The organism is Acinetobacter sp. 2JN-4 (genome assembly GCF_003687745.1).
Taxonomy (GTDB): Bacteria; Pseudomonadota; Gammaproteobacteria; order Pseudomonadales; family Moraxellaceae; genus Acinetobacter; species Acinetobacter halotolerans.
The window spans coordinates 174,349-198,129 of record NZ_RDNY01000006.1 but is presented as its reverse complement, the minus strand read 5'-3'; the positions used below and the strand labels follow the sequence as shown (position 1 = coordinate 198,129).

The 23,781-nt window shown below is 41.4% G+C and carries 24 protein-coding genes; 20 read left to right on the top strand and 4 right to left on the bottom strand.

Annotated elements, in window-relative coordinates; all coding sequences use genetic code 11:
- The first annotated feature begins 16 nt into the window (after positions 1-16).
- The 5 genes from EAH57_RS10575 to EAH57_RS10555 are packed head-to-tail and all read left to right on the top strand — an operon-like array spanning position 17 to position 5,236.
- Complete coding sequence (locus EAH57_RS10575; RefSeq protein WP_121930027.1) at positions 17-832, top strand: DUF1365 domain-containing protein; 816 nt, start codon at positions 17-19, stop codon at positions 830-832.
- Positions 807-2,006, top strand: coding sequence for an SAM-dependent methyltransferase (locus EAH57_RS10570; RefSeq protein WP_121930026.1), 1,200 nt, complete (start codon positions 807-809; stop codon positions 2,004-2,006). The genes EAH57_RS10575 and EAH57_RS10570 overlap by 26 nt, the downstream gene beginning before the upstream one ends.
- Positions 2,007-2,039: 33 nt before the next feature.
- The gene (locus EAH57_RS10565) at positions 2,040-2,819 is read left to right on the top strand and encodes a DUF1295 domain-containing protein (protein ID WP_121930025.1); all 780 of its coding nucleotides are present in this window, start codon (positions 2,040-2,042) and stop codon (positions 2,817-2,819) included.
- Positions 2,820-2,827: 8 nt separating this feature from the next.
- Positions 2,828-3,877 carry an SAM-dependent methyltransferase gene (locus tag EAH57_RS10560; RefSeq protein WP_121930024.1) on the top strand — a complete coding sequence of 350 codons (1,050 nt, stop codon included), beginning with the start codon at positions 2,828-2,830 and terminating at the stop codon, positions 3,875-3,877.
- Between the two features lie 30 nt (positions 3,878-3,907).
- A complete protein-coding gene (locus EAH57_RS10555; protein ID WP_121930023.1) occupies positions 3,908-5,236 on the top strand; it encodes a sensor histidine kinase in 1,329 nt (442 codons plus the stop codon).
- Here EAH57_RS10555 and EAH57_RS10550 read toward each other — a convergent pair.
- The 4 genes from EAH57_RS10550 to pcaU all read right to left on the bottom strand — a co-directional run bounded on the left by EAH57_RS10550 (position 5,233) and on the right by pcaU (position 8,096).
- Positions 5,233-5,928 (bottom strand): response regulator transcription factor, encoded by a 696-nt coding sequence (locus EAH57_RS10550; protein WP_004671802.1) that lies wholly within the window; start codon positions 5,926-5,928, stop codon positions 5,233-5,235. The two genes, EAH57_RS10555 and EAH57_RS10550, sit on opposite strands and share 4 nt — an antisense overlap.
- A 13-nt stretch (positions 5,929-5,941) precedes the next feature.
- A complete protein-coding gene (locus EAH57_RS10545) occupies positions 5,942-6,442 on the bottom strand; it encodes a chalcone isomerase family protein (protein WP_121930022.1) in 501 nt (166 codons plus the stop codon).
- An 84-nt stretch (positions 6,443-6,526) separates the two neighbouring features.
- A complete protein-coding gene (locus EAH57_RS10540) occupies positions 6,527-7,117 on the bottom strand; it encodes a nuclear transport factor 2 family protein (protein ID WP_121930021.1) in 591 nt (196 codons plus the stop codon).
- A gap of 154 nt (positions 7,118-7,271) precedes the next feature.
- A complete protein-coding gene (pcaU, locus tag EAH57_RS10535; RefSeq protein ID WP_121930020.1) occupies positions 7,272-8,096 on the bottom strand; it encodes an IclR family transcriptional regulator PcaU in 825 nt (274 codons plus the stop codon).
- Positions 8,097-8,346: 250 nt separating this feature from the next.
- Here pcaU and EAH57_RS10530 point away from each other — a divergent pair, with 250 nt between their 5' ends.
- The 15 genes from EAH57_RS10530 (at position 8,347) to uraH (ending at position 23,759) form a co-directional block, all read left to right on the top strand.
- A complete protein-coding gene (locus EAH57_RS10530) occupies positions 8,347-9,030 on the top strand; it encodes a 3-oxoacid CoA-transferase subunit A (protein ID WP_121930019.1) in 684 nt (227 codons plus the stop codon).
- Positions 9,031-9,043: 13 nt separating this feature from the next.
- Entirely contained in the window at positions 9,044-9,697 is a 654-nt protein-coding gene (locus tag EAH57_RS10525) for a 3-oxoacid CoA-transferase subunit B (protein ID WP_121930018.1), read from the top strand.
- A 205-nt stretch (positions 9,698-9,902) separates the two neighbouring features.
- Entirely contained in the window at positions 9,903-11,111 is a 1,209-nt protein-coding gene (gene pcaF / locus EAH57_RS10520; RefSeq protein WP_121930017.1) for a 3-oxoadipyl-CoA thiolase, read from the top strand.
- 8 nt (positions 11,112-11,119) lie between these two features.
- Complete coding sequence (locus tag EAH57_RS10515; protein WP_121930016.1) at positions 11,120-12,475, top strand: 3-carboxy-cis,cis-muconate cycloisomerase; 1,356 nt, start codon at positions 11,120-11,122, stop codon at positions 12,473-12,475.
- Entirely contained in the window at positions 12,472-13,257 is a 786-nt protein-coding gene (pcaD, locus tag EAH57_RS10510) for a 3-oxoadipate enol-lactonase (RefSeq protein WP_121930015.1), read from the top strand. The genes EAH57_RS10515 and pcaD overlap by 4 nt, the downstream gene beginning before the upstream one ends.
- Positions 13,258-13,299: 42 nt before the next feature.
- Complete coding sequence (locus EAH57_RS10505) at positions 13,300-14,652, top strand: MFS transporter (protein ID WP_121930014.1); 1,353 nt, start codon at positions 13,300-13,302, stop codon at positions 14,650-14,652.
- A gap of 26 nt (positions 14,653-14,678) precedes the next feature.
- Entirely contained in the window at positions 14,679-15,092 is a 414-nt protein-coding gene (gene pcaC, locus EAH57_RS10500) for a 4-carboxymuconolactone decarboxylase (protein WP_004671782.1), read from the top strand.
- Between the two features lie 10 nt (positions 15,093-15,102).
- Positions 15,103-15,828: a protocatechuate 3,4-dioxygenase subunit beta gene (gene pcaH / locus EAH57_RS10495; RefSeq protein WP_121930013.1), complete on the top strand. Its 726-nt coding sequence runs from the start codon at positions 15,103-15,105 to the stop codon at positions 15,826-15,828.
- A gap of 12 nt (positions 15,829-15,840) precedes the next feature.
- Positions 15,841-16,470 carry a protocatechuate 3,4-dioxygenase subunit alpha gene (gene pcaG, locus EAH57_RS10490; protein ID WP_121930012.1) on the top strand — a complete coding sequence of 210 codons (630 nt, stop codon included), beginning with the start codon at positions 15,841-15,843 and terminating at the stop codon, positions 16,468-16,470.
- An 84-nt stretch (positions 16,471-16,554) separates the two neighbouring features.
- Positions 16,555-17,388 carry a type I 3-dehydroquinate dehydratase gene (aroD, locus tag EAH57_RS10485; RefSeq protein ID WP_171407439.1) on the top strand — a complete coding sequence of 278 codons (834 nt, stop codon included), beginning with the start codon at positions 16,555-16,557 and terminating at the stop codon, positions 17,386-17,388.
- A gap of 18 nt (positions 17,389-17,406) precedes the next feature.
- The gene (locus tag EAH57_RS10480; protein ID WP_121930010.1) at positions 17,407-18,867 is read left to right on the top strand and encodes a right-handed parallel beta-helix repeat-containing protein; all 1,461 of its coding nucleotides are present in this window, start codon (positions 17,407-17,409) and stop codon (positions 18,865-18,867) included.
- A gap of 58 nt (positions 18,868-18,925) precedes the next feature.
- Entirely contained in the window at positions 18,926-20,254 is a 1,329-nt protein-coding gene (locus EAH57_RS10475; RefSeq protein WP_121930009.1) for a carbohydrate porin, read from the top strand.
- A 17-nt stretch (positions 20,255-20,271) separates the two neighbouring features.
- Positions 20,272-22,695: a glucose/quinate/shikimate family membrane-bound PQQ-dependent dehydrogenase gene (locus EAH57_RS10470; protein ID WP_121930008.1), complete on the top strand. Its 2,424-nt coding sequence runs from the start codon at positions 20,272-20,274 to the stop codon at positions 22,693-22,695.
- Between the two features lie 228 nt (positions 22,696-22,923).
- Positions 22,924-23,424 (top strand): 2-oxo-4-hydroxy-4-carboxy-5-ureidoimidazoline decarboxylase, encoded by a 501-nt coding sequence (gene uraD, locus EAH57_RS10465; protein WP_121930040.1) that lies wholly within the window; start codon positions 22,924-22,926, stop codon positions 23,422-23,424.
- A complete protein-coding gene (gene uraH / locus EAH57_RS10460; protein WP_004671767.1) occupies positions 23,424-23,759 on the top strand; it encodes a hydroxyisourate hydrolase in 336 nt (111 codons plus the stop codon). Before uraD ends, uraH begins: the two co-directional genes overlap by 1 nt.
- Positions 23,760-23,781: the final 22 nt, after the last annotated feature.

Below are 23,781 nucleotides of genomic sequence, written 5' to 3'. Positions count from 1 at the left end.
TATTGGGAGTGATGATATGTTTAATGATTCACTTTCGATCGCAAAAGCAAAAATCAGGCATCGCCGTTTTGCGCCCAAACTACATCACTTCGAGGCATCGTTGAGTTATCTATGCTTTGATCCCGATCAAATAACGGAAAACTTGGGCAAATCATGGCTGTGTTCTACAGGTCGCTGGAATGTTTTAAATATTTATGAAGATGATTTTCTTCGAGAGCATACAGGGACAATCAGACAGAAAATAAAAAAAATCCTGTTGCAGCAAGCCGATACCATTTTGTCAGCTCAAGCAGAAATTCGTGTATTGGCTTTACCGCGAACGCTTGGTTTTAGTTTTAATTCGGTGGTGTTTTATTTTGTTCTCAATCAGCAGCAACAACCTATTTTTATATTAACTGAGATTAGCAATACACCGTGGAATGAACGGAAAGTCTATGTACATGATTGCCGACATAAATTACAAAACCATAGCCAATATCAGGCGGTAGAGTTCGAGTTTGAGAAAAGCTTCCATGTTTCCCCATTTATGCCAATGGACATTCAATATAAATGGAAGTTTAGTTTTTCTGACGTGCAGCATGTCATTCATATGCAACTGTATCAGTCGCAAAAAATGATTTTTGATGCAACGATGCGCTTCAACTTGGTGAACATCACACTTCCTTCACAGCTCAATCGATATGCTATTCATCATGCCTTCGAACCTTTCAAGATGTTAGCTTCAATTTATATACAAGCATTCCATCTATGGCGAAAGAAAGTTCCTTTTTATCGGCATCCTAAAAAAGATAAGGATTTAAAACAACATGATGAAAACGCTAATTTTCGGTGAACACGATTCACTGCCTTTGGTTCTACGAAGCTTGCTTAAACTTCGTCATGGTCAAATTCATTTTCGTGGAGAATGGAATGGCACTGTTGGTGAGGTTTCAGATTTAGAAGCGACGATAGAGGTTCATAATAAAGAGTTAATCAATCTCATTTTTAAAAATGGTGTGCTCGGCGCGGCTGAAGGCTATATTCAAGGCTATTGGAGCAGTGAGCATCTAGTAGAAGTGATTCAGATATTGGCGAGAAATCGTCATGTGCTAGACAAAATCAACCAAAATGTCATTTCTCAAGTGAGTCAACTGGCGTTAAAAGCGTGGTATCAAACCCGTAAAAACTCACTCACAGGCAGCCGTAAAAATATTGCTGAACACTATGATCTGAGCAATGATTTCTTTAAGTTATTTCTCGATTCTTCAATGATGTATTCCAGTGCAGTGTATCAGCACAAGGACATGACTTTAGAACAAGCTTCAGACTATAAAAAAGAGTTGATCTGCCAAAAACTACAACTCAAGCCGATGGATCATTTGGTTGAGATTGGAAGTGGTTGGGGTGGTTTTGCAATTTATGCCGCGCAACACTACGGCTGTAAAGTCACCACCATTACTATTTCACAAGCTCAATATGACGAAGCAACCAAACGTATTGCAGATGCTGGCTTGAGCCACCGTGTAGATGTTCAACTTAAAGACTATCGTTTATTGGAAGGCAAGTTCGACAAATTAGTCTCTATCGAGATGATCGAAGCGGTGGGCGAGCAATATTTATCGACCTATTTTAATAAATGTAGATCTTTATTAAAACCCAATGGCTTGGGCTTGATTCAAGCGATCACGATTGAAGATGCACGTTATAAAAAAGCGTTGCATACCGTGGATTATATTAAACGCTACATTTTCCCTGGCAGTTTTATTCCGTGTATCAGTGTGTTGACTCAAGCTGCATCTGAACAACAGTTACGTTTAAAGCATCTTGAAGATATTGGTTTGAGCTATGCGGAAACCATTCATCAATGGCGTGAGCGGTTTTTAAATGCCAAAGCGCAAGTTTTAGCGCTAGGTTTTGATGAAAACTTTATTCGAATGTGGGATTTCTATCTTTGTTATTGCGAAGGCGGCTTTAAAGAAGGGGTGATCAGTGATGTGCATCTCTTGTTTGAAGCAAGTCCGTATTAATAAGTCACTTATTTGATGCATTAAGGAGGCAGTATGTTGTGGCAATTGTTTTTACTTGATGCAGTGGTGATGACCGTTTGTTGGTTATGGGCAACATACAATCATCGTGCAGGCATCGTTGATGTGGCATGGAGTTTTTGTATTGTTCTTAATATCGTCATGACAGCATGGTTGGTTGACGTTGCCCCAGTCAATGTCCAGTTATTTATTGGAATATTCAGTTCAATTTGGTTCTTACGTTTGAGTTGGCATTTGTTACGCCGTTATTTAGCAGAGCATGAAGAAGATCGACGCTATGCCAATATGCGTCGTGCGATGGGGAAATATCAACATCTTGGTTTTTTCGCTTTCTTTATGTTTCAGGCAGGCTTGGCGATATTGTTTACGATTCCAATGTGGAGTTTGCTCAATGTTCCAAGCGCAGTATGGAGTGTTCAAAGCAATGATTTTCTGATTATTGCGGGCATGATCATGGCAATTGCTTTTATCGGTGAGGTGATCGCGGATCAACAACTTTATCGGTTTAAGCAAAACACGCAAAATCATGGCAAAACCATGGATCAAGGGCTATGGCGTTATTCACGTCATCCAAATTATTTTTTTGAATGGATACATTGGTTTGCTTATCCAGTTTTAGGATTGGCAGCGGGTTTATATAGCTTGTGGATATATCCAGTGTTGATGTGGTTGTTCTTGTACTACATCACAGGTATTCCATTTAGCGAACAACAGGCTTTAAAGAATCGAGGTCAAAATTATCTCGATTATCAAAAACGAACTTCTATGTTTATTCCGTGGAAACCCAAAGAGTAGGTACGCGCATGGACTTTATTATTCAAAAATCATTAAAACTCGTTGAGAGCGGTCTAGTACCTGATCCGGCGATTCGTGCCGCAATCCGTGCATTGAGCAAAAAGCGCTTGATTCAAGAAGGGCGCTATGACCCTGAACAAGGTGCTCAACGTTATATGGATGTGCTGAACATGCTGAAGCACAGTGAAATTGCAATCGAAACGGACAAAGCCAATGAGCAACATTATGAATTGCCAACTGCTTTTTTTCAGGCTGTTTTAGGAAAAAGATTAAAATACAGTGCATGTTTTTTTCCACATGAAAAAACCACTTTGGATGATGCAGAAGAATTTTCGCTGCACATTTATAGTGAGCGGGCGCAATTGCAGGATGGTCAACACATCTTGGAGCTTGGATGTGGTTGGGGTTCATTTACATTATGGATGGCAGAACGTTATCCCAATGCAAAAATTACTGCAGTGTCCAACTCTGCAACCCAACGTAAACATATCTTGGCGGAAGCCGAAAAGCGTCATTTAAATAATATTGAAGTGATGACTTGTGATGTCAATGTCCTTGAATTAACAAAGAATTCATTTGATCGCGTAGTTTCCGTGGAAATGTTTGAGCATGTCAGAAACTATCACAAGCTGTTTGAGAAAATTCAATCATGGCTTAAAACGGATGGATTGTTATGGTGTCACATTTTTTGTCATCGTTTTTTACATTATCCTTTTGAAATCAAAAGTGAATATGACTGGATGTCGAGATACTTTTTCTCAGGTGGATTGATGCCGGCAAGTTCAACTTTTTTACACTTCCAAGATCATTTAGAACTTGCACAGCATTGGCAATGGTCAGGTACTCATTATGAAAAAACTGCCAATGCTTGGCTGGAAAATATGGATCGCAACGCTGAACAATTAAAACCACTTTTTGCAAAAGTGTATGCACAAGATGCTGAGGCGTGGTGGCAACGTTGGCGTATATTCTTCATGGCTTGCGCAGAGTTATTTGGTTTTGAGCAAGGTCAAGAATGGTTGGTTGGTCACTTCCTGTTCAAAAAGAAAGCCGTATAATGAAATGAGAATCTGCCAGTAGATCAGCCTATGTTTAGACGCAATAAAAATGATGCAAATACGCATCCACTCAGTGAGATGTTTAATCGCCATTATTGGTTGCAAATTGGGCTGATCGCACTTTCGATTATTATCGGAATAGCCTGTAGTGCTTGGGTCATCAAGGGCTCCTTGTTAAAAACTGCCCTTGAACAAGAAATGGATCACTATTGGATGCGAATTGAGCGTAATCCCAATGCTGATCTGCCTGATACAAAAAATTTATATGGCTATCGTTGGGAAACTGAAACACCACCAATGGCATTTAAACATCAAGTTTTAAAAGCAGGAGTACATCGGATATTTGTTGATGGTAAAGAACGAATGACGGTGTATGGCGAACAAAAAGGGCAGCATGTGCTGCTGGTTTTTGGTGAAAGCAACGTCAATAAAATCGTTTGGATGTTCGGTCTCGCGCCTTTGATGTTTAGCCTCATCGTGTTGTATAGTTTTTTATGGTGGTCTAACCGTCGAGCGCGACGATATTTTTCACCCATCACACGATTGGCAAATGCTTTAGAACATATTGACTGGGCGCATCAAAATAAAGAAGCGTCTCCGTTTCAAGGGATCAGTACCAATGGCAATATGGAGGCTGAATATCTGAAGCAAGCATTAGAAAAATATCACCAAGTACTGAATGACTTTATCAACCGAGAACGCGAGTTTACTGGTGATGTGAGCCATGAGTTACGCACTCCGCTTACGATCCTAAAGGGAAATGTGCAACTGTGTCAGTCTCGTTATGGCAATGACAAATCTTTAAGTCGTATTTCGAATACCATTGAGGATATGCAATTACTTGTTGATACTTTATTGGCAATCGCGCGGAATACGACCAACACTTTAACGGCAGAGCAAATTTGTCTATCGAATATTATCAGTGAGTTGGTTGGTGATCTCGAGTCCGTCGGCCAAACCAAGGGCATTGAAATTTTGGTTCAATATGATCCGCACGAATTTCCAAGACTTATCTATCCTTCGATGACCAAGATGGTGCTGAGCAATATTTTACGCAATGCATTGAATTACTCGCAAGGGACACATATTCATATTATTCAACGTAAGAATAGTATTGTGATCGCTGATAATGGTATCGGAATCAACATGCCAAATGATTCTAAAGTACAAGAGTTAAGCGCGAGTCAGCTTCAAATTAAAGCAAAAGGGCATGGTATTGGATTACAACTGGTGCAGAAACTCTGTAATCAATTGGGATGGCGTGTAGAGTTGTTTGATCGACAATACTATTTAAACACACACCCGCACCTTCAACTCGAGAATACAACAGGTCTAATAGTTGTTGTTTATATGAACTAACTTGAGTGATCTTCTAATGCGACCTTTAATCCAACACCTGAAACGGTGTGAATCAGCTTTTGTTGAAACGGTTTATCAACCATTTTACGTAAATTATAAATATGACTGCGTAAGGCATCACTTTCAGGTTCTTCATCACCCCAAAGCTCAATAATAATTTCTTGTTTGGTAATGACTTTGGGAGAGTTTCTCATCAAAATTTTTAATAATTTAAATTGAATGCGTGCCAAATCGATTTGTTGACCAGCACGAGTTACGGTCTGAGTGGAACTGTCTAGAATAAGATCGTGGATCTGAATTTTGTTTGAAGAAACTTCGCCAAGAGAGCGTTTGATTAAAGCACGTATGCGCATGACCAATTCATTAAAATCAAAAGGTTTAACCAGATAGTCATCTGTACCAGCAGTAAATCCTTTTAATTTATCATCTAGCGTATCTCTCGCAGTCAGCATCAACACAGGAATATCTTTGCCTTGATCATTCCGCAACCATTCACATAAATCATAACCTGATCCATCAGGTAAATTAATATCAAGCAATAACAAATGATAGGGTTGATGCTTTAGAAAATTTCTTGCAGCATCAAGATTCCGCGCATGGTCGATCACAAAGCCATGTTCTTCTAAAAACTCGCATACGGTTGCAGCAAGCTCATAGTGATCTTCGACCATCAGAATAAATTGATTGTTCATAATTAGATTCAAGTTATTGATTTAGTAGTTGTTGCTTTAATTTAGCATTGAATGGAGAACTTCCAAACCAAATTTTGAAATACTGATTGGCTTGATTGTCAGTGATTTTTCCCAGTGGCTTTTGATTTAAAGATAATGAAAGGGTTTGATTGGATTGAGTATATTTTAATGAATATAGATCACCTTTTCGTACAGGTTTATACAGTGCTGTAATTCGATTTAAAGGTGAGTTTTCTGAAAAGTCAGGAATATTTTTCTTGAGGAAATGTGTTGCCGCACGTTTGAATGCCCATTCAGGAATGTCACGAGTGTATAAGAAATCTAATTGAATATCTTGCGTTTCCCATTTTTGTGTACAGTCTGCTGCATAATAGCTCACATTACCGACCTCTTTTTTGGTGACGATAAGGGCGGCATTTTTACACAATTGCGTATTCGCAGAACTCTGAGAGGCAGTCGTTAATAAAAAAAGCGTACTCGATAGCAATAATAAATTTCTGTAATAACCATGCATCTCAGACCTCAATATTTAAAAGTTAAGTTGTCTATCTATCCTTCGCTTTAATCATGAAGGTGCTCAATTTATTTCCATGATTTTCTACTGGGGTGAGCTGGATTTTAAGTTATTTTTAAAAGGTAAAATCATTGAGTAAGCTTTGCCGACATAAGGCAGAGAACGAAAAAGTCCATCGGCAGGATCCCAGTAATCTTGTTGGAAAACGATCTGATTTGAACCATTGATCTTGATTTGGGTGATGCCATAGGATGCCATCGATTTAGTACGACCAAACATTTTAAAATCATAAGCCATATACCAATGTATATAAGCTGAATCACTTTGATGTGTGGCACTGACCAGTTTGACAGTTACATTACTCACACGTTTATTCATGCCTTCAAAATGTTGTATTAAATCTTGTTTATTGGAAAATTGAGAAAGTGTGTCATTTATAAAAAGCTGATCTGCATACAGTTGACTTGCATTTATTACGAAATCATCTGTTCCTAAGGTATTAAAAGCGGTAACGAAGCGTTGACCAATTATTTGAGCTTTTTCATTGTCTAGCGTGATCCCTGTTATTTGTTTATCTGCATTTTGATAATCAGATGTATAACTTGGAACACTTTTACATCCGACTAATGAAATCAAGGTCAGCGTTGAAACTGCTAATGTTCTGAAGAGAGCCATATCTAATATCCAATTCCACTTTAAGATCTATACTAAAAGTGTTGATGTGAACAGGATGTGAACAAGTTCGATAAAAATAAAAGCGTTTTTTATAAAAATTTGAAACTCGCTCCCAAAGCTGTACGTGACTTTAGGAGGAATGAGTGATGATTGATCAGATCACTTGGCGTAAATCACGTGAGGTTTCCATCAGTAAAGGCAAAATATGAGTGATTAAATAATCTTTTGTTGTACGCATGGTGGGCGAGACGATATTTAACGCCGCAACAACATCTGCATTCGAGTCATAGATCGGTACAGCAACAGCATGTACGCCAAGCTCATGTTCTTCACATGAGTAGCACCAATCTTGTTCTTTAATTTCATGTAGAAGTGCTAAAAATTCCTCACTATCGGTATGTGTATATTTGGTCAATCGTTTCAGTGAATATTTTTCCAACCATTGTTTTTGTGCATCCAAATCAAGATGCGCAAGTAAAATTTTACCTGCTGAAGTGGCATGTGCAGGCAGTCGATTACCAAGATGCAGACCGTATGGATTCACTCGATCGGTTTGTTGATGTGCCGCACTACGTGCAATCGTAATGGCTTCATAGCCATCTAAAACCATAACCGAATAAATCAATGAAGTCTGATTAGTGAGCAAGTTGAGTAAAGGTTGACAGATCTTAGGCAATGGCGAACCATCTAAGTAAGCACCTGAAAATTTAAGGATTTTAGGGGCTAAAAAATAATAATGTCCATCAAATTCTAAATAGCCTAAGTATTCTAAAGTAAGTAAATGGCGTCGAGCAGCGGCACGTGTCATGCCCGTTTTTTCTGCCGCGGTACTAATGTTTAGGCGGTGTCGTTCTGGACCAAAACATTCCAAAATGGTTAAACCTTTCGCAATACCTGCAATAAAGTCTTCATGCCGAATTGATTTTTTATTTTCACTGTGATGAATAAATCGAACAGTTTTTTCTTGATCACGATCCATATGGGGAAACTCCGATTCGTCTTTTTTAATCTCTCGTTATTAGTCTAATCAAAAGGCGACTGTTTTACTTGGATAATGTTCGATCATCGAACATAAAAATCATATATCGAACAAAATACATTTTAGAGCATAGAAGTACGTTCAAAATTTATCAAGAATAAATACAAGCAATCCGAACAGAACACTCAACTTCATTGGCTCGCTTTTCGGCCTGAAAGATTGAGTGACTTATCGTACAGGAAGTAGGCAGATGATTGATAAGAGTAGCACCTCATTGACCGAGGTTTTATCCCAAATAAAAGACGGTTCAACCATCATGATTGGTGGTTTTGGCACCGCAGGACAACCCGCTGAACTGATCGATGGACTCATTGAACTCGGTGTCAAAGATCTGGTGATCGTCAATAACAATGCAGGCAATGGCGATTATGGTCTTGCCAAACTCCTAAAAACGGGTGCAGTCCGTAAAATCATCTGCTCTTTCCCACGCCAATCTGATTCATGGGTATTCGATGAACTTTACCATGCAGGAAAAATCGAATTAGAACTTGTCCCACAAGGCAATCTCGCTTGCCGTATTCAAGCCGCAGGTATGGGGCTAGGTGCGGTATTTACCCCAACTGGCTTCGGAACATTATTGGCAGAAGGTAAAGAAACCCGTCATATCGATGGCAAAGACTATGTACTGGAATATCCAATCAAAGCTGACTTTGCTTTGATCAAAGCTCACAAAGGCGATCGTTGGGGCAATTTAGTTTTTAATAAATCTGCGCGTAACTTTGGTCCGATCATGGCCATGGCTGCGGATGTCACCATTGCTCAAGTCTCTGAAGTGGTTGAACTCGGTCAGCTTGATCCTGAACACATCGTTACCCCTGGGATTTTTGTTCAGCATGTGGTTGCGGTTGACGCAACAACACCTGTCACTGCGTAGTAAGGAGAACAATATGAGCTATCAAAAACTCAGCCGTGACCAGATTGCAGCACGTGTGGCACAAGATATTCCTGATGGGGCTTATGTCAACTTAGGCATTGGCTTACCGACCAAAATTTCAAAATACTTACCTGCGGATAAAGATGTCTTTCTACATTCTGAAAACGGTTTATTGGCATTTGGTCCACCACCAGCCAAAGGTGAAGAAGACCCTGAGTTGATTAATGCAGGCAAAGAATACGTCACCATGCTGACAGGTGGATGCTTTTTCCATCATGGTGATTCCTTTGCCATGATGCGTGGTGGTCATTTAGATATTGCGGTACTCGGTGCATTCCAAGTCGCAGCTAACGGTGATCTTGCCAACTGGCACACAGGTGCAGCCGATGCGATTCCTGCTGTAGGTGGTGCCATGGACTTAGCTGTAGGTGCAAAGAAAGTCTTTATCACTACAGATCATGTCACCAAACAAGGTGAACCTAAGATCGTTGAAGAGCTTTCGTATCCAGCCACAGGTTTGAAATGTGTGGATCGTATTTATACCGATCTGTGTGTGATTGATGTGACCACAGAAGGTTTAAAAGTGATTGAAAAAGTGGATGATCTGAGCTTTGAAGAACTACAGGCGTTGACAGGCGCTCAATTGATTGATGCGACGCAAAGATAATGTTTGCCAGCCACTAATTACGGGTTAAAGCAGAGGCTTTTTGTATAGGCAATACCTTACTTTTGAAAGGTCAAAAGTAACAAAAACCTTTGTTGGACTGATGGTATATCCATATACCACAGTCCAACGGGCGGCATCCATGCCGCCGCCGCGAAATACCTACGGAGAATGGCTGAAAGGTCAGAAGTAAAGGACAGGATTTAAAATGAAAAACGCTTATATCATTGATGCCATCCGCACCCCATTTGGTCGTTATGCAGGTGGTTTAGCGCCTGTACGTGCAGATGACCTCGGTGCAGTTCCACTACAAGCTTTAATACAACGTAATCCAACCGTCGACTGGCAACAAGTGGATGATGTGATTTATGGCTGTGCCAATCAGGCAGGTGAAGATAACCGTAATGTCGGTCGTATGTCTGCGCTGTTAGCAGGTTTACCGTATCAAGTTCCTGCAACCACAGTGAACCGTCTTTGTGGTTCATCTTTAGATGCCATTGCAATAGCAGCGCGTGCGATTAAAGCAGGTGAAGCAAATCTCATCATTGCTGGTGGTGTCGAAAGCATGAGCCGTGCACCGTATGTGATGGGTAAATCGGACAGTGCTTTTGGACGTAGCCAAAAGATTGAAGATACCACTATGGGTTGGCGTTTTATTAACCCAAAACTGAAACAGATGTATGGTGTAGACACCATGCCACAAACCGCTGAAAACGTAGCGGAACAATTCAATATCAATCGTACCGATCAAGACCAGTTTGCCTTGGTGAGCCAACAACGCACTGCTGCAGCGCAAGCCAAAGGCTTTTTTAAACAAGAGATCGTCCCAGTCACGATTCCGCAACGCAAAGCTGATGCGGTCGTTATCGATACTGATGAACATCCTCGTGCATCGACCACCATCGAAGCACTGACCAAACTCAAAGCTGTAGTGAAGGCAGAAGGTACCGTCACCGCGGGTAACGCTTCGGGGATTAATGATGGTGCGGCAGCACTGTTGATCGCCTCAGATGAAGCGGTTGCTCAATACCAACTTAAGCCACGTGCCAAAATCATTGCAGCAACTACGGTGGGTGTTGAACCACGCATTATGGGTTTTGCACCTGCACCTGCGATCAAAAAGTTACTGAAACAAGCCAATCTGACGTTAGAACAAATGGATGTGATTGAGCTGAATGAAGCATTTGCAGCTCAAGCTTTGGCAGTAACGCGTGATTTAGGTTTGGCGGATGATGATGCGCGTATCAATCCAAATGGTGGTGCGATTGCCTTAGGTCATCCATTGGGTGCCTCAGGTGCGAGATTAGTGACAACCGCTCTGAACCAACTTGAACAGATCAAGGGACAATATGCTTTGTGTTCGATGTGTATCGGGGTCGGTCAAGGCATTGCTTTGATTATTCAGCGAGTTGAGTGAGGTCTGCTATGAGTCAGTTATATGCCAGCTTATTTTATCAGTCTGACGTCACTACTATATTTAGTGATCAGGCTTTATTGAGTTATATGATCCAAGCCGAAGTGGCTTTGGCTAAAGCACAGGCTCAAGTCAATGTTATTCCAGCATCAGCCGCAACGATGATCGAACAGGTTGGTCAATCCGCATTAGAAAAAATTGATTTCGATGCTTTGGCAGTAGCAACGGGTTTAGCTGGAAATATTGCGATTCCGTTTGTGAAGCAATTTACAGCGATTGTGAAGCAGCACGATGAAGATGCTTCTCGCTATGTGCATTGGGGGGCGACCAGTCAAGACATCATTGATACTGCGACGATTTTACAGTGTCGTGATGCCTTGGGATTGATCGAAAAGCAACTTCACTCTGCATATCAAATTTCTCTGCAACAAGCTGAGCGTTACCGTGACCAAGTGATGATTGGGCGTACATGGTTGCAGCAAGCTTTGCCAATTACATTAGGGCATAAGTTTGCGCGTTATGCAGCAGCATTAAAGCGTGATCTTGATCGTTTGCAAGCAATGAAAACCAGAGTACTCACTGCACAACTGGGTGGTGCAGTAGGTTCATTAGCATCTTTGCAAGATCAAGGTTCTGCTGTAGTTGAAGCTTTTGCAGCTGAACTAGGACTTACGATGCCTGAATGCACTTGGCATGGCGAGCGTGATCGTATTGTAGAGATTGCTAGTCTACTTGCCATGATTGTGGGCAATGTTGGCAAGATGGCAAAAGATTGGTCGCTATTGATGCAGACTGAAATCGCTGAAGTTTATGAACCAACAGCAAAAGGGCGTGGTGGTTCATCGACAATGCCGCATAAACGTAATCCTGTTGCAGCCGCTTCAATTCTTGCCGCTGCAAATCGCGTTCCAGCGCTGATGGCTAGTGTTTATCAAAGCATGGTTCAAGACCACGAACGTGCTTTAGGTGCATGGCATGCGGAATGGTTAGCAATACCTGAAATTTTTCAACTATGTGCGGGCGCATTAGAGCGTAGCAATGAAGTATTACAGGCTATTGATGTGAATGCCGAAGCGATGCAACACAATCTTGACACGACTCAAGGTTTGATCATGGCAGAAGCAGTCATGATGGCACTTGCTAGCAAGATTGGACGCTTAAATGCACATCATGTGGTTGAGCAAGCATGTCAGCAAGCAGTTGAACAAGATACGCATTTGAAAAATATTTTATCCAACTTAGATGAAGTGAATGCTCATTTCTCAGCTGAAGCATTGGATCAGCTTTTACAGCCTAAGTCATATTTGGGCAATATTCAGGCGCAAATTGATGCAGTGCTACAAGCAGCTCAGGGAGATTCAAAATGATGATCAATATTCATAATCGTCAAGGATATCAACTTGCAGTGCAAGTGCAGGGTCCAAAAGATGCGCCAGTGATTGTGTTTTCCAACTCACTTGGAACCGATCAGGGTATGTGGCAAGCACAGGTTGAAGCATTGTCAGAACAATATCAAATCGTAACTTACGATAGCCGTGGTCACGGTGCGAGTAGTGTTATTGAGAGTAGCACTTTGCAAAACCTTGCCGAAGATGTTGTTGATATTTTAGATGCACTCAAAATTGAAAAGGCACATTTTTGTGGCATTTCAATGGGGGGCATTACTGCACTGGCTTTAGCCATCCAGTTTCCCGAACGTTTGCATAGCATTACGGTGGCAAATTCAGCTGCAAAGATTTGGACAGCAGAAGGTTGGAATGCACGTGCTGATAGTGTTGAGCAGCAAGGTCTAGCGGATATCGTCAAAACCACCCATACGAGATGGTTTAGCGAACACTTTGATTATGCCCATGATGTGCTGGCACAGAAAACCATTCAAAGTTTAGCGGTGACACCCGCACAAGGTTATGCACATGCCTGTCGAGCTTTAGCGGATGCAGATCTACGAGATCAACTTCAACAGATCCAAATCCCGACGTGCATTATTGCAGGTCAGTTTGACCCTGTTACCACGGTTCAGGATGCAACATTTATGCATCAGTCTATTTCACACAGTCAGCTTGAAATCTTGGCAGCTTCACATTTATCGAATATTGAGCAACCTCAGGTTTTCAATCAAGCATTGTCAACGTTTATTCAGAAAATATAACCGTTTCGGGTTAGAAAGGAATTCGCCTACAAGGAGGCAACTATGGCACAGGAATTTGCTGCCCCAAAAAACAGTATGGATGCACAGGCGCTGATTAATGATGCACCGCTTAGTAAGTATCAGTGGATGATTGCAATCATTTGTTTTCTCATCGTATTTGTAGATGGAATTGATACTGCGGCGATGGGTTTTATCGCACCTGCTTTGGCGCAAGATTGGGGCATTGACCGTTCGCAACTTGGTCCTGTGATGAGTGCTGCACTTGGTGGCATGATCATTGGGGCATTGGTCTCAGGGCCTACAGCCGATCGTTTTGGTCGTAAGATTGTTTTAACGATTTCCATGCTGATTTTTGGTGGTTTTACTTTGGCTTCTGCCTATGCCACCAATTTAGATAGTTTGGTGCTATTACGTTTCTTAACAGGTATTGGTTTAGGCGCGGCGATGCCGAATGCGACGACATTGTTCTCAGAGTATTGTCCACATCGTATTCGTTCATTATTAGTGACCTGTATGTTCTGTGGCTATAACTTGGGTATGGCAACAGGTGGTTTTATCAGTAGTTGGCTGATTCCGACCTTTGGATGGCATAGCCTATTTTTATTGGGTGGATGGTCGCCACTGATCTTGATGCTGCTGGTGATCTTTTTCTTACCTGAGTCTTATCGTTATTTGATTGTGAAAGGCAAGAATCCTGAAAAAGTACGCAAAATTTTAACCCGTATTGCACCATCAAAAGTTCAAGGGATAACCGAGTTTCATATCCCAGAAGAACACTCTGCGGTCGCGCAAAAGAAAAATGTGTTTGGCATGTTGTTCTCTAAACAATATTCCAAAGGTACCGTTTTATTGTGGTCAACCTACTTCATGGGTTTAGTGGTGATTTATCTACTGACCAGTTGGTTACCAACTTTAATGCGTGAAACTGGCGCAACCATGGAGCGTGCTGCATTTATCGGTGGTCTGTTCCAATTTGGTGGCGTGCTCAGTGCCTTATTTATTGGTTGGGCAATGGATCGTTTCAACCCAAATCGAATTATTGCAGGTTTCTACTTTGTTGCAGGGCTATTTGCGATTGCAGTCGGTCAAAGCTTAGCAAATCCAACTTTACTTGCTGTTTTAGTTTTATGCGCTGGTATTGCCATCAATGGCGCGCAGTCTGCGATGCCCGCATTGAGTGCTCGTTTCTATCCAACCCAATGTCGTGCAACAGGAATTGCATGGATGACAGGTATCGGTCGTTTCGGTGCTGTATTTGGTGCGTGGATCGGGGCTGTTTTACTTGGGAATAATTGGTCGTTCACTATGATTTTAAGCATGTTGTTTATTCCAGCAACGGCTGCTGCTGTGGCGATCTTTGTGAAATCTCTAGTTGCGCATACGGACGCAACCTAACTTTCTTTCAATTCGGGACAACGTCAATGAATGATGAACAACGTTATCAACAAGGTCTGAAAGTCCGTACTGAAGTACTGGGTGAAAAGCATGTCGGACGTTCTCTAGAGAACCTAAATGACTTTAACCAAGATTTTCAAAATTTTATTAGTCGATTTGCTTGGGGTGAAGTGTGGTCACGTGAAGGTTTGCCACGTCATACCCGTAGCTTAGTTACCATCGCTATTTTGTTGGCTTTGGGACGCGAAGACGAACTCAGAATGCATTTACGTGCTTGTTTTAACAACGGTGTGACCAAAGATGAACTTAAGGAACTGATTTTACATAGTTCACTGTATGCAGGCTTACCAGCGGCAAATGCTGCAATGCACATGGCAGAAGAGGTTTTCAAAGAACTTGGAATAGAGGTGCTACCCATTTCAGCACAACAACAGGATTAAGGAGATGAGCATGTTCAATCATACTTTGGGTGCGTATCCGCAACGGAATACTGATGATCACCCACCAGCTTATACACCGGGGTATAAAACCAGTGTATTACGCTCGCCAAAAAATGCGTTGATTTCGATTAATGAAACTTTAACCGAGGTGACATCACCACATTTTTCAACCAGCATTTTTGGCCCTAAAGACAATGATTTGATTTTGAACTATGCCAAAGAGGGTTTGCCTGTTGGAGAACGTATCATCGTGCATGGCTATGTGCGTGATCAGTTTGGTCGTCCTGTTAAAAATGCCTTATTAGAAGTATGGCAAGCCAATGCTTCAGGTCGTTACCGTCATCCAAATGACAAATTTGTTGGTGCGATGGATCCGAATTTTGGTGGTTGTGGTCGTACTTTAACAGATGAAAATGGTTTCTATATTTTCCGCACCATTAAACCAGGCCCATATCCATGGCGTAACCGTATCAATGAATGGCGTCCTGCACATATCCATTTCTCATTAATTGCAGACGGTTGGGCGCAACGTTTGATTTCGCAGTTTTATTTTGAAGGCGATACTTTAATTGACTCATGCCCAATCTTGAAAACGATTCCATCTGAAGATCAACGCCGTGCTTTGATCGCATTGGAAGATAAAAACAATTTCATTGAAGCTGATAGCCGTTGTTACCGCTTTGATATTCATCTTCGTGGTCGTCGTGCGACTTATTTTGAAAATGATTTGACTTAATGGAGTAACACAATGAAAGCGTGGAATTTTCAGGAGTTGAAGGAAACCCCATCACAAACGGGTGGTCCTTATGTGCATATTGGTTTGTTACCTCAGCAAGCCAATATCGAAGTGTTTGAACACAATTTTAATCACCAATTGGTCAATGAAAAAACGCAAGGTCAGCGCATTCGTCTTGAGGGGCAAGTCTTTGATGGGCTTGGTTTACCTTTAAGAGATGTGTTGTTAGAAATTTGGCAAGCCGATGCCAATGGTGTTTACCCAAGTCAAGCCGATACGCAAGGTAAGGCTGTTGATCCAAACTTTTTAGGTTGGGGACGTACGGGGGCAAACTTTGAAACTGGTTTTTGGAGCTTTAATACGATCAAACCGGGTGCAGTTGCAGGTCGTAAAGGTACAACACAAGCACCGCATATTGCAGTGGTTGTCTTTGCACGTGGTATCAATATTGGTTTGCATACACGTGTTTATTTTGAGGATGAAGTCGAAGCCAATGCCACCGACCCAGTTTTAAACAGTATTGAATGGGCAACACGTCGTCAAACCTTAATTGCAAAACGCACAGAAGTGGATGGTGAAGTGGTGTATCGCTTTGACATTCGTATCCAAGGCGAAGACGAAACTGTATTTTTTGATATTTAAAGTTTTTTTAATTTTAAGTGAATAACCAATGATTGCTTGTTCTTGTGAAAGACAGGCAATCCATTAAGGACGATGATGATGAAAATGAAAACACTGGCGGCATTAACGTTGCTTATTAGCCCTTTATTTACAATTCAAATGGTGCAGGCACAAGAAAATGTTCATAGCCCAGTTCAATTGGCTGAGCTTGCCAAGTCACCAGTGAAAACCATTGTACCGATTACTGCAAAAACTAAAGAACAAGCGATCGCTCAAGCCAAAGTCATTGCAGCCAATCAAGATGCAGATCTAGCAGAATTTCGTATTGATTTGCTCGATTTTGCTGCTGATACCAAACAGGTGATTGCCTTAGGACATGAATTAAAAAAGGTATTAGGCAATAAACCTGTGATCGCCACGATTCGTACCCATAACGAAGGCGGTCAACTCAATATTAGCGATGCTGATTATGGCAAGACCTATCAAGCCTATTTAAAACAGCCTTTTATGGACATGCTGGATGTTGAAATGTTCCGTGATCAGCAGATCGTCAAAAATACAGTCAGATTGGCGCATGATAAAAAAGTGCTGATCGTGATGTCGAACCATGATTTTAAGAAAACGCCAAGCGAAGATGAAATCATTAAACGTTTATTGAAACAAGATGAACTTGGTGCGGATGTTTTAAAAATTGCAGTGATGCCGCAAAACAAACAAGATGTTTTTACCTTGATGAATGCCACCTTAAAAGTTAGCCAACTTTCAAATAAACCATTGCTGACGATGTCGATGGGCAAACTAGGCACAGTTTCACGTATTGCGACAGCTAACATGGGCGGTAGTTTTAGCTTTGGCATGATCGGTGAAGCATCAGCGCCGGGTCAAATTGATGTGACCCAACTGAAACAGTTGTTAAAAACAGTTCAGCCGACAGAATAATTGAAAAGGATTTTTAAAATGAAAGTTATTTCTTTACGTTTAAGCGCGCTCGCAATCGGTTTAGCAGTATCAGGTTTGGCAGTAGCTGAAACTTACATCGTAGACCGTTATCAGGACGACACTGAAAAAAATTCACTACGTTGGGCGATTGAACAAGTCAATAGCAAGCCGACAGAAGCCAGCGAGATTCTGATTCAGGCAGTAGGGAAAGCACCTTATGCCATCAAGGTAAATAGCCCACTTCCTGAAATTAAAGCACCAGTCAAAATCATTGGTACGCTATGGACGAAAACAGGCGAGCATATTGCCATTGATGGTTCAAATTATATTAAAGGTCGTGGCGTTGAGGCGTGTCCCGGCGCTGTAGAAGGGCAGTTTGGAACCAATGTACGGACCACAACTTTGCCGGGAATTGTGTTACGTGACATTAATGGTGTGACCATCCAAGGTTTAGAAATTCGTCACTTCTGTATTGGTATTTTGATGAATCGTGCCAGCAACAACCTGATTCAACATAACCGCATTATGCATAACTATGGTGGTGCGGGCGTGATGTTGACTGGCGATGATGGCAAGGGCAATCCAACTGCAACCACCACCAATAACAACAAAGTTCTCAATAACTATTTCCAAGACAATGGTGATGGATTAGAGCTAACCCGTGGCGCTGCATTTAATTTAGTTGCGAATAACCATTTTATTTCAACTTCAGCAAATCCAGAACCATCACAAGGGATTGAAATCCTTTGGGGTAATGACAATGCAGTGATAGGTAATAAGTTTGAAAATTATTCGGATGGTTTACAGATTAATTGGGGTAAACGCAATTACATTGCTTATAACGAACTAACCAATAACTCATTAGGATTTAACCTAACGGGTGATGGTAATATTTTAGATAGCAACAAAATTCATGGTAATCGTATTGGTATTGCGATCCGTTCTGAAAAAGATGCCAATGCGCGTATCACACTAACAAAAAATCAAATTTGGAATAATGCGAAGGATATTAAACGCTGTGAAGCAGGCGGAAGCTGTGAACCAAACCAACGTTTAGGTGCAATCACTTTTGATATTCCGGGATTAGAGCATGCACATTATGTTGGTTCTCGTGGTCATGGTGTCAAGATTGATCCTGCAAACCTACAAAAAACTTGTCAGCAGCCAAATGAACAAGGCTGTAATCCACAACCAAACCAAGCCATTCAAGCACCAAAGCTTACGCTCTCAAAAGGTCAACTTGCTGTTGAAGTAAAAGGACAACCAAATCAGCGTTATCAAGTCGAATTTTTTGGAAATTCGGTCGCTAATTCAAATGAAGCTGAACTTTATTTGGGTTCAGCGATTGCTGTTACCAATGCTCAAGGTGTAGCAACAGTTTCATGGAAACCAACTGCTCAAGTTGCCTCCATAACCGCCAATGTGACGGATCATTTAGGCGCTACATCTGAACTGAGTTCAGCCGTGCAAGTCAAATAACAATAAAAGTAGCACCTTTCATGGGGTGCTACTTAGTAGAAAGACAAGGAATTTATCGATGAAACAGCATTCACTTTTATTTAAAACGACGTTACTGGCATTTTCAATTTTGTCTGTACAGCAGGTTTTTGCAGATCAACCGTGGTCGCAAGATCGTCAATGGTTATTGGGTGATTGGAATGGCCAACGCCAACAACTGGAACAAGAGGGTTATAAGTTTACCGCATCGATCATGAGTCAAGCAGCAACCAATTTGGATGGTGGTTATAACGATAGCAATAGTTTTGAGAATGCGGCACAACTTTCTTTAGGTGCAAATTTTGACTTAAATAAAATACTCGGTTGGGAAGATACCACGGTAAATATTTTAATTACCAAGCGTGATGGTAATGCTCTGACTTTGGAAAGGATTAAAGACCCACGCTCAAGTGCATTAAGTAACTCGCAAGAAATCTATGGTCGCGGCAAAATCTGGCGTTTATCGCAGGCATGGATTAAAACAGGTTTTGTTGATAATACGGTTCAATTCAAAATTGGTCGTATGGGCATGTCTGAGGACTTTAATGGTTCTCAATGTGAATTCCAAAATTTATTATTATGTGGAAGCCAACTCGGTAAATCGATTGGCTCAATTTGGTACAACCTACCAGTCGGTCTGTGGGGTGCAAATGTGAAATACCAGTTTGCACCTGAGTGGACGCTCGGTGTCGGTATTTATGAAGTTAATCCTGATAACGTTAAAACCGATAAAAATAGTGATGGTTTTAACTTGGATATGAATAACGTCAAAGGGGCAACTATACCAGTAGAGCTGGCTTGGAAACCTAAATTGGCGGCATTTAATGGTTTGGCAGGTGAATACAAAATAGGGGCACTATATTCGACTGCTGAGGCAAATGACATCGCGATTGCAGATAAAGTGCATGATAGCAAACATAGCTTTTGGCTTAATGCGCAACAACAATTGATACAGAAGGGCGATGATCCAAAACGTGGTTTATATGCCAGTGTTAATGTCGTCGTAAACGATAAAGAAACAACAGCAGTTCGAAGTACGCAACAACTTGCACTTTGGTACAAAGGTGCTTTTGATCAACGACCAAATGACTCGATTGGTTTGGGGATCGCAAATTATTTAGTCAATGATCGTTATAAAGATCGTCAAATCGATATCAATCATAGTCGTGGTTACGACCAATATGATGCATTCGCAGCAGATTATGTTCCTGTTCAACGAGATGAGCTCAATGTTGAATTGAACTATACCTATCAATGGTCACCAGCAATTATGTTACGACCAAATCTACAATATATCCATCAACCTGCGGGTGTGAAAGAGGTGGATGATGCTTGGGTTGCTGGATTGAGCATGCGAGTGAATTTTTAATTTAGGAGTATGACCCCATGTCAGAGTCTACCAATAGCCATACCATATTAAAGATATGGTGTTTTATTTTAGGTCTCGCCTTATTGCTTACAGGGCTATTTTTCACCATTGGTGGTGGAAAGCTCGTCTTACTTGGCGGTTCATGGTATTTCATCATTGCAGGGCTATTAACACTGGGATCTGCACTGTTCATTTTTAAGCGTAAAGCCTTAGGTGTCTGGTTATTTGCGATCGTTTTTGTCGGTACAATTTTTTGGTCATTAATTGATGCAGGTTGGGAGTTTTGGCCGCTATTCTCGCGTCTAATGTTCCCAGCAGGTATTTTTGCTGCATTGATGTTTACCCTGCCATCAATTCGCCGTTATCAATTTCAATCGGGTGCTGATTTACCAGCTTATGCTGTAGGAACATTGACTGTCGTTGGTATGGTCATTGGGTTTTATCAAATGTTCCAACCCCATCCAACCGTTGCAGCATCAGGGCAACAATTACCGTTGGTGCCTGTTCAAACAGATATGAAGCAAACCAATTGGCAACATTATGGTCAAGATGCTGGAGGGAGTCGCTTCGCAGCTTTAGATCAAATTACCCGTGACAATGTCCATCAGTTAAAAGAAGCGTGGCGCTTTCGCACAGGTGACTTTACAACGGGTTCGGGCAATGGTGCAGAAGATCAAATGACGCCGTTGCAAGTTGGAAATAAAGTCTTTTTATGTACACCACATAACAATATTTTTGCTTTAGAAGCAGATTCTGGTAAACAAATCTGGAAGGCAGAGGTTAACTCCAAGGCGGATGCTTGGGAACGTTGTCGCGGTGTTGCTTATTTCGATACAACTCAACCCATTCAACAACCAAGTTTAGCGGGTGCTACACCTGTACAAACGGTTGCAAATAATACTGCATGTTTACGTCGTGTTTATACCAATACTCCTGATGGACGTTTAATCGCGGTGAATGCGGATACGGGAGAGCGTTGTAAAGATTTTGGTGTCGATGGCACGGTTGATTTGCATAAAGGTCTAGGCGAGGGCACTAAAGCACCACGTTTCCAAGTCACCTCAGCACCCACTGTGGCAGGGTCAGTCTTGGTCGTTGGTAGCCGTATTGCTGATAACTTTGCTGCAGACATGCCGGGCGGTGTGATCCGTGCATACGATGTCATTACAGGTGAATTGCGTTGGGTATTTGATCCACGTAATCCTGATCCAAATTATATGCTCAAAGAAGGTGAGATATATAAGCGTAGTTCTGCTAACGCATGGGCTGCATTATCTTATGATCCTGAGATGAATACTGTATTTTTGCCAATGGGTAGCTCATCTGTCGATGTGTGGGGAGGTAATCGCCAACCTTTGGATCATAAATACAATTCATCAGTATTGGCTTTAGATGCAACCACCGGTAAAGAGAAATGGGTTTATCAAACAGTCCATAATGATTTATGGGATTTTGATTTGCCGATGCAACCGAGTCTTGTTGATTTCCCAATGACGGACGGAACAAATAAGCCTGCGGTGGTAATTGGAACAAAGTCAGGTCAGTTCTTTGTACTTGATCGGCTAACAGGTCAACCTTTAACAAAAGTGATTGAGCAGCCTGTTAAACCTGCCGATATTCCTAATGAGCAATATAGCCCGACGCAACCTCGTTCAGTAGAAATGCCGCAAATTGGTAATCAAACAATTACTGAATCGGATATGTGGGGCGCGACACCATTTGATCAACTGATGTGTCGTATTAACTTTAAGTCGATGCGCTATGAAGGTTTGTTTACTGCACCAGGAACAGATGTATCTTTAAGTTTTCCGGGTTCTTTGGGTGGGATGAACTGGGGTAGCATCGCTTTTGATCCTAGCCATCAATACATGTTTGTTAATGATATGCGCTTGGGTTTATGGATTCAGTTAATTCAGCAAACACCAGAAGATTTAGCGCTGGAAGCAAGTGGCGGTGAAAAGGTCAATACAGGTATGGGTGCAGTACCGATGAAAGGTACACCATACAAAGTAAACAAAGATCGCTTTTGGTCGAAGTTCAATATCCCATGTCAAAAACCACCTTACGGTACGATGACTGCAATTGATATGCGTACACGTCAAATTGCTTGGCAAGTACCGATGGGGACAGTAGAAGATACTGGACCTATGGGAATCAAAATGGGGCTTAAAGTACCGATTGGTATGCCGACGATTGGTGGGCCAATGGCGACACAAGGTGGTTTGGTATTCTTTGCTGCAACGCAAGACTACTATCTACGTGCACTTGATTCGTCTACAGGGAAAGAGTTGTGGAAGTCACGTATGCCAGTGGGTAGCCAAGGCACACCGATTAGTTATGTTTCACCTAAAAATGGTAAACAGTACGTGATGATTACCGCGGGTGGTGCTCGTCAATCCCCTGATCATGGTGATTATGTGATTGCATATAGCCTAGATTAAGTTCAATTTAATCTTTAAAAAGCTGCAATAGATTTTCTATTGCAGCTTTTTTATTGTTCAAAAATATTTTCTTTAGACCCTTTCATCATTAAGGGCACTTTCTTCGTATTTTTTCCATTGAGAGAAATAAAAGGATTTATGAACGAAGCCTTTTGAATTGGCATGTTCATTGCTTCATATGTTTTATCTGGTCAGACCAGTCAGACGGTGTCACAAATTGGAGCAAACATGGATTTAGATCAATTCAATCAATTAAAAGCTGAGCAAGCGATGGACGCATTAAAGCCGTGTGTGCATATCCCATCTTGGATTCAAAGTATTGTTATGCAACGTCCTTTTGTTTCAGCAGATGAATTGTATCAAACAGCTGCCTTACACACCCAAACATGGCAATGGTCAGAAATCTCAGAGTCGCTTGCACAGCATCCAAGAATTGGTGAGAAAAAAGCTGCCATGACATTATCTGAAAAAGAGCAACAGTTTTCGCAAAAAGAACAAGCTCAGCTTGATACGGAGCATGATTTTCAACAGGCACTGTATCAGGGCAATTTAGCGTATGAGCACAAATTTGGTCATATCTTTTTGATTCGTGCGGCAGGACGTTCAGGTTCGGAAATGTTAGCAGAACTCAACCGCCGCTTAGAAAACACAACCGAGCAAGAACAGCTTGAAGTCAAACAACAACTCAGTGAAATCGCATTAATTCGCTTAAAGCAGGAGATTCAATAATGGCGGGTATTAGTACACATATTTTAAATGCATCACTGGGAAAGCCTGCTGCGGGTGTTGTCGTTGAATTATTGCAGGAAACGTCTCTCGGCTATGTTTTGATGGATCAACAACTCACAGATGTTGATGGTCGTATTAAAGCATTTGATATTGATTCATTTACACACGGCAAGTATCAACTCATTTTCCACATTGATGATTATTTTCAATCTCTAGAGGTTGAAAGCTTTTATCCCAGAGTGTGTATCGATTTTAAGGTAAACGACATTCAACAACATTATCACGTGCCTTTATTGATCAGCCCATTTTCTTATTCCACCTATCGCGGCAGTTAATACAAGCAATGAAGAAAATATA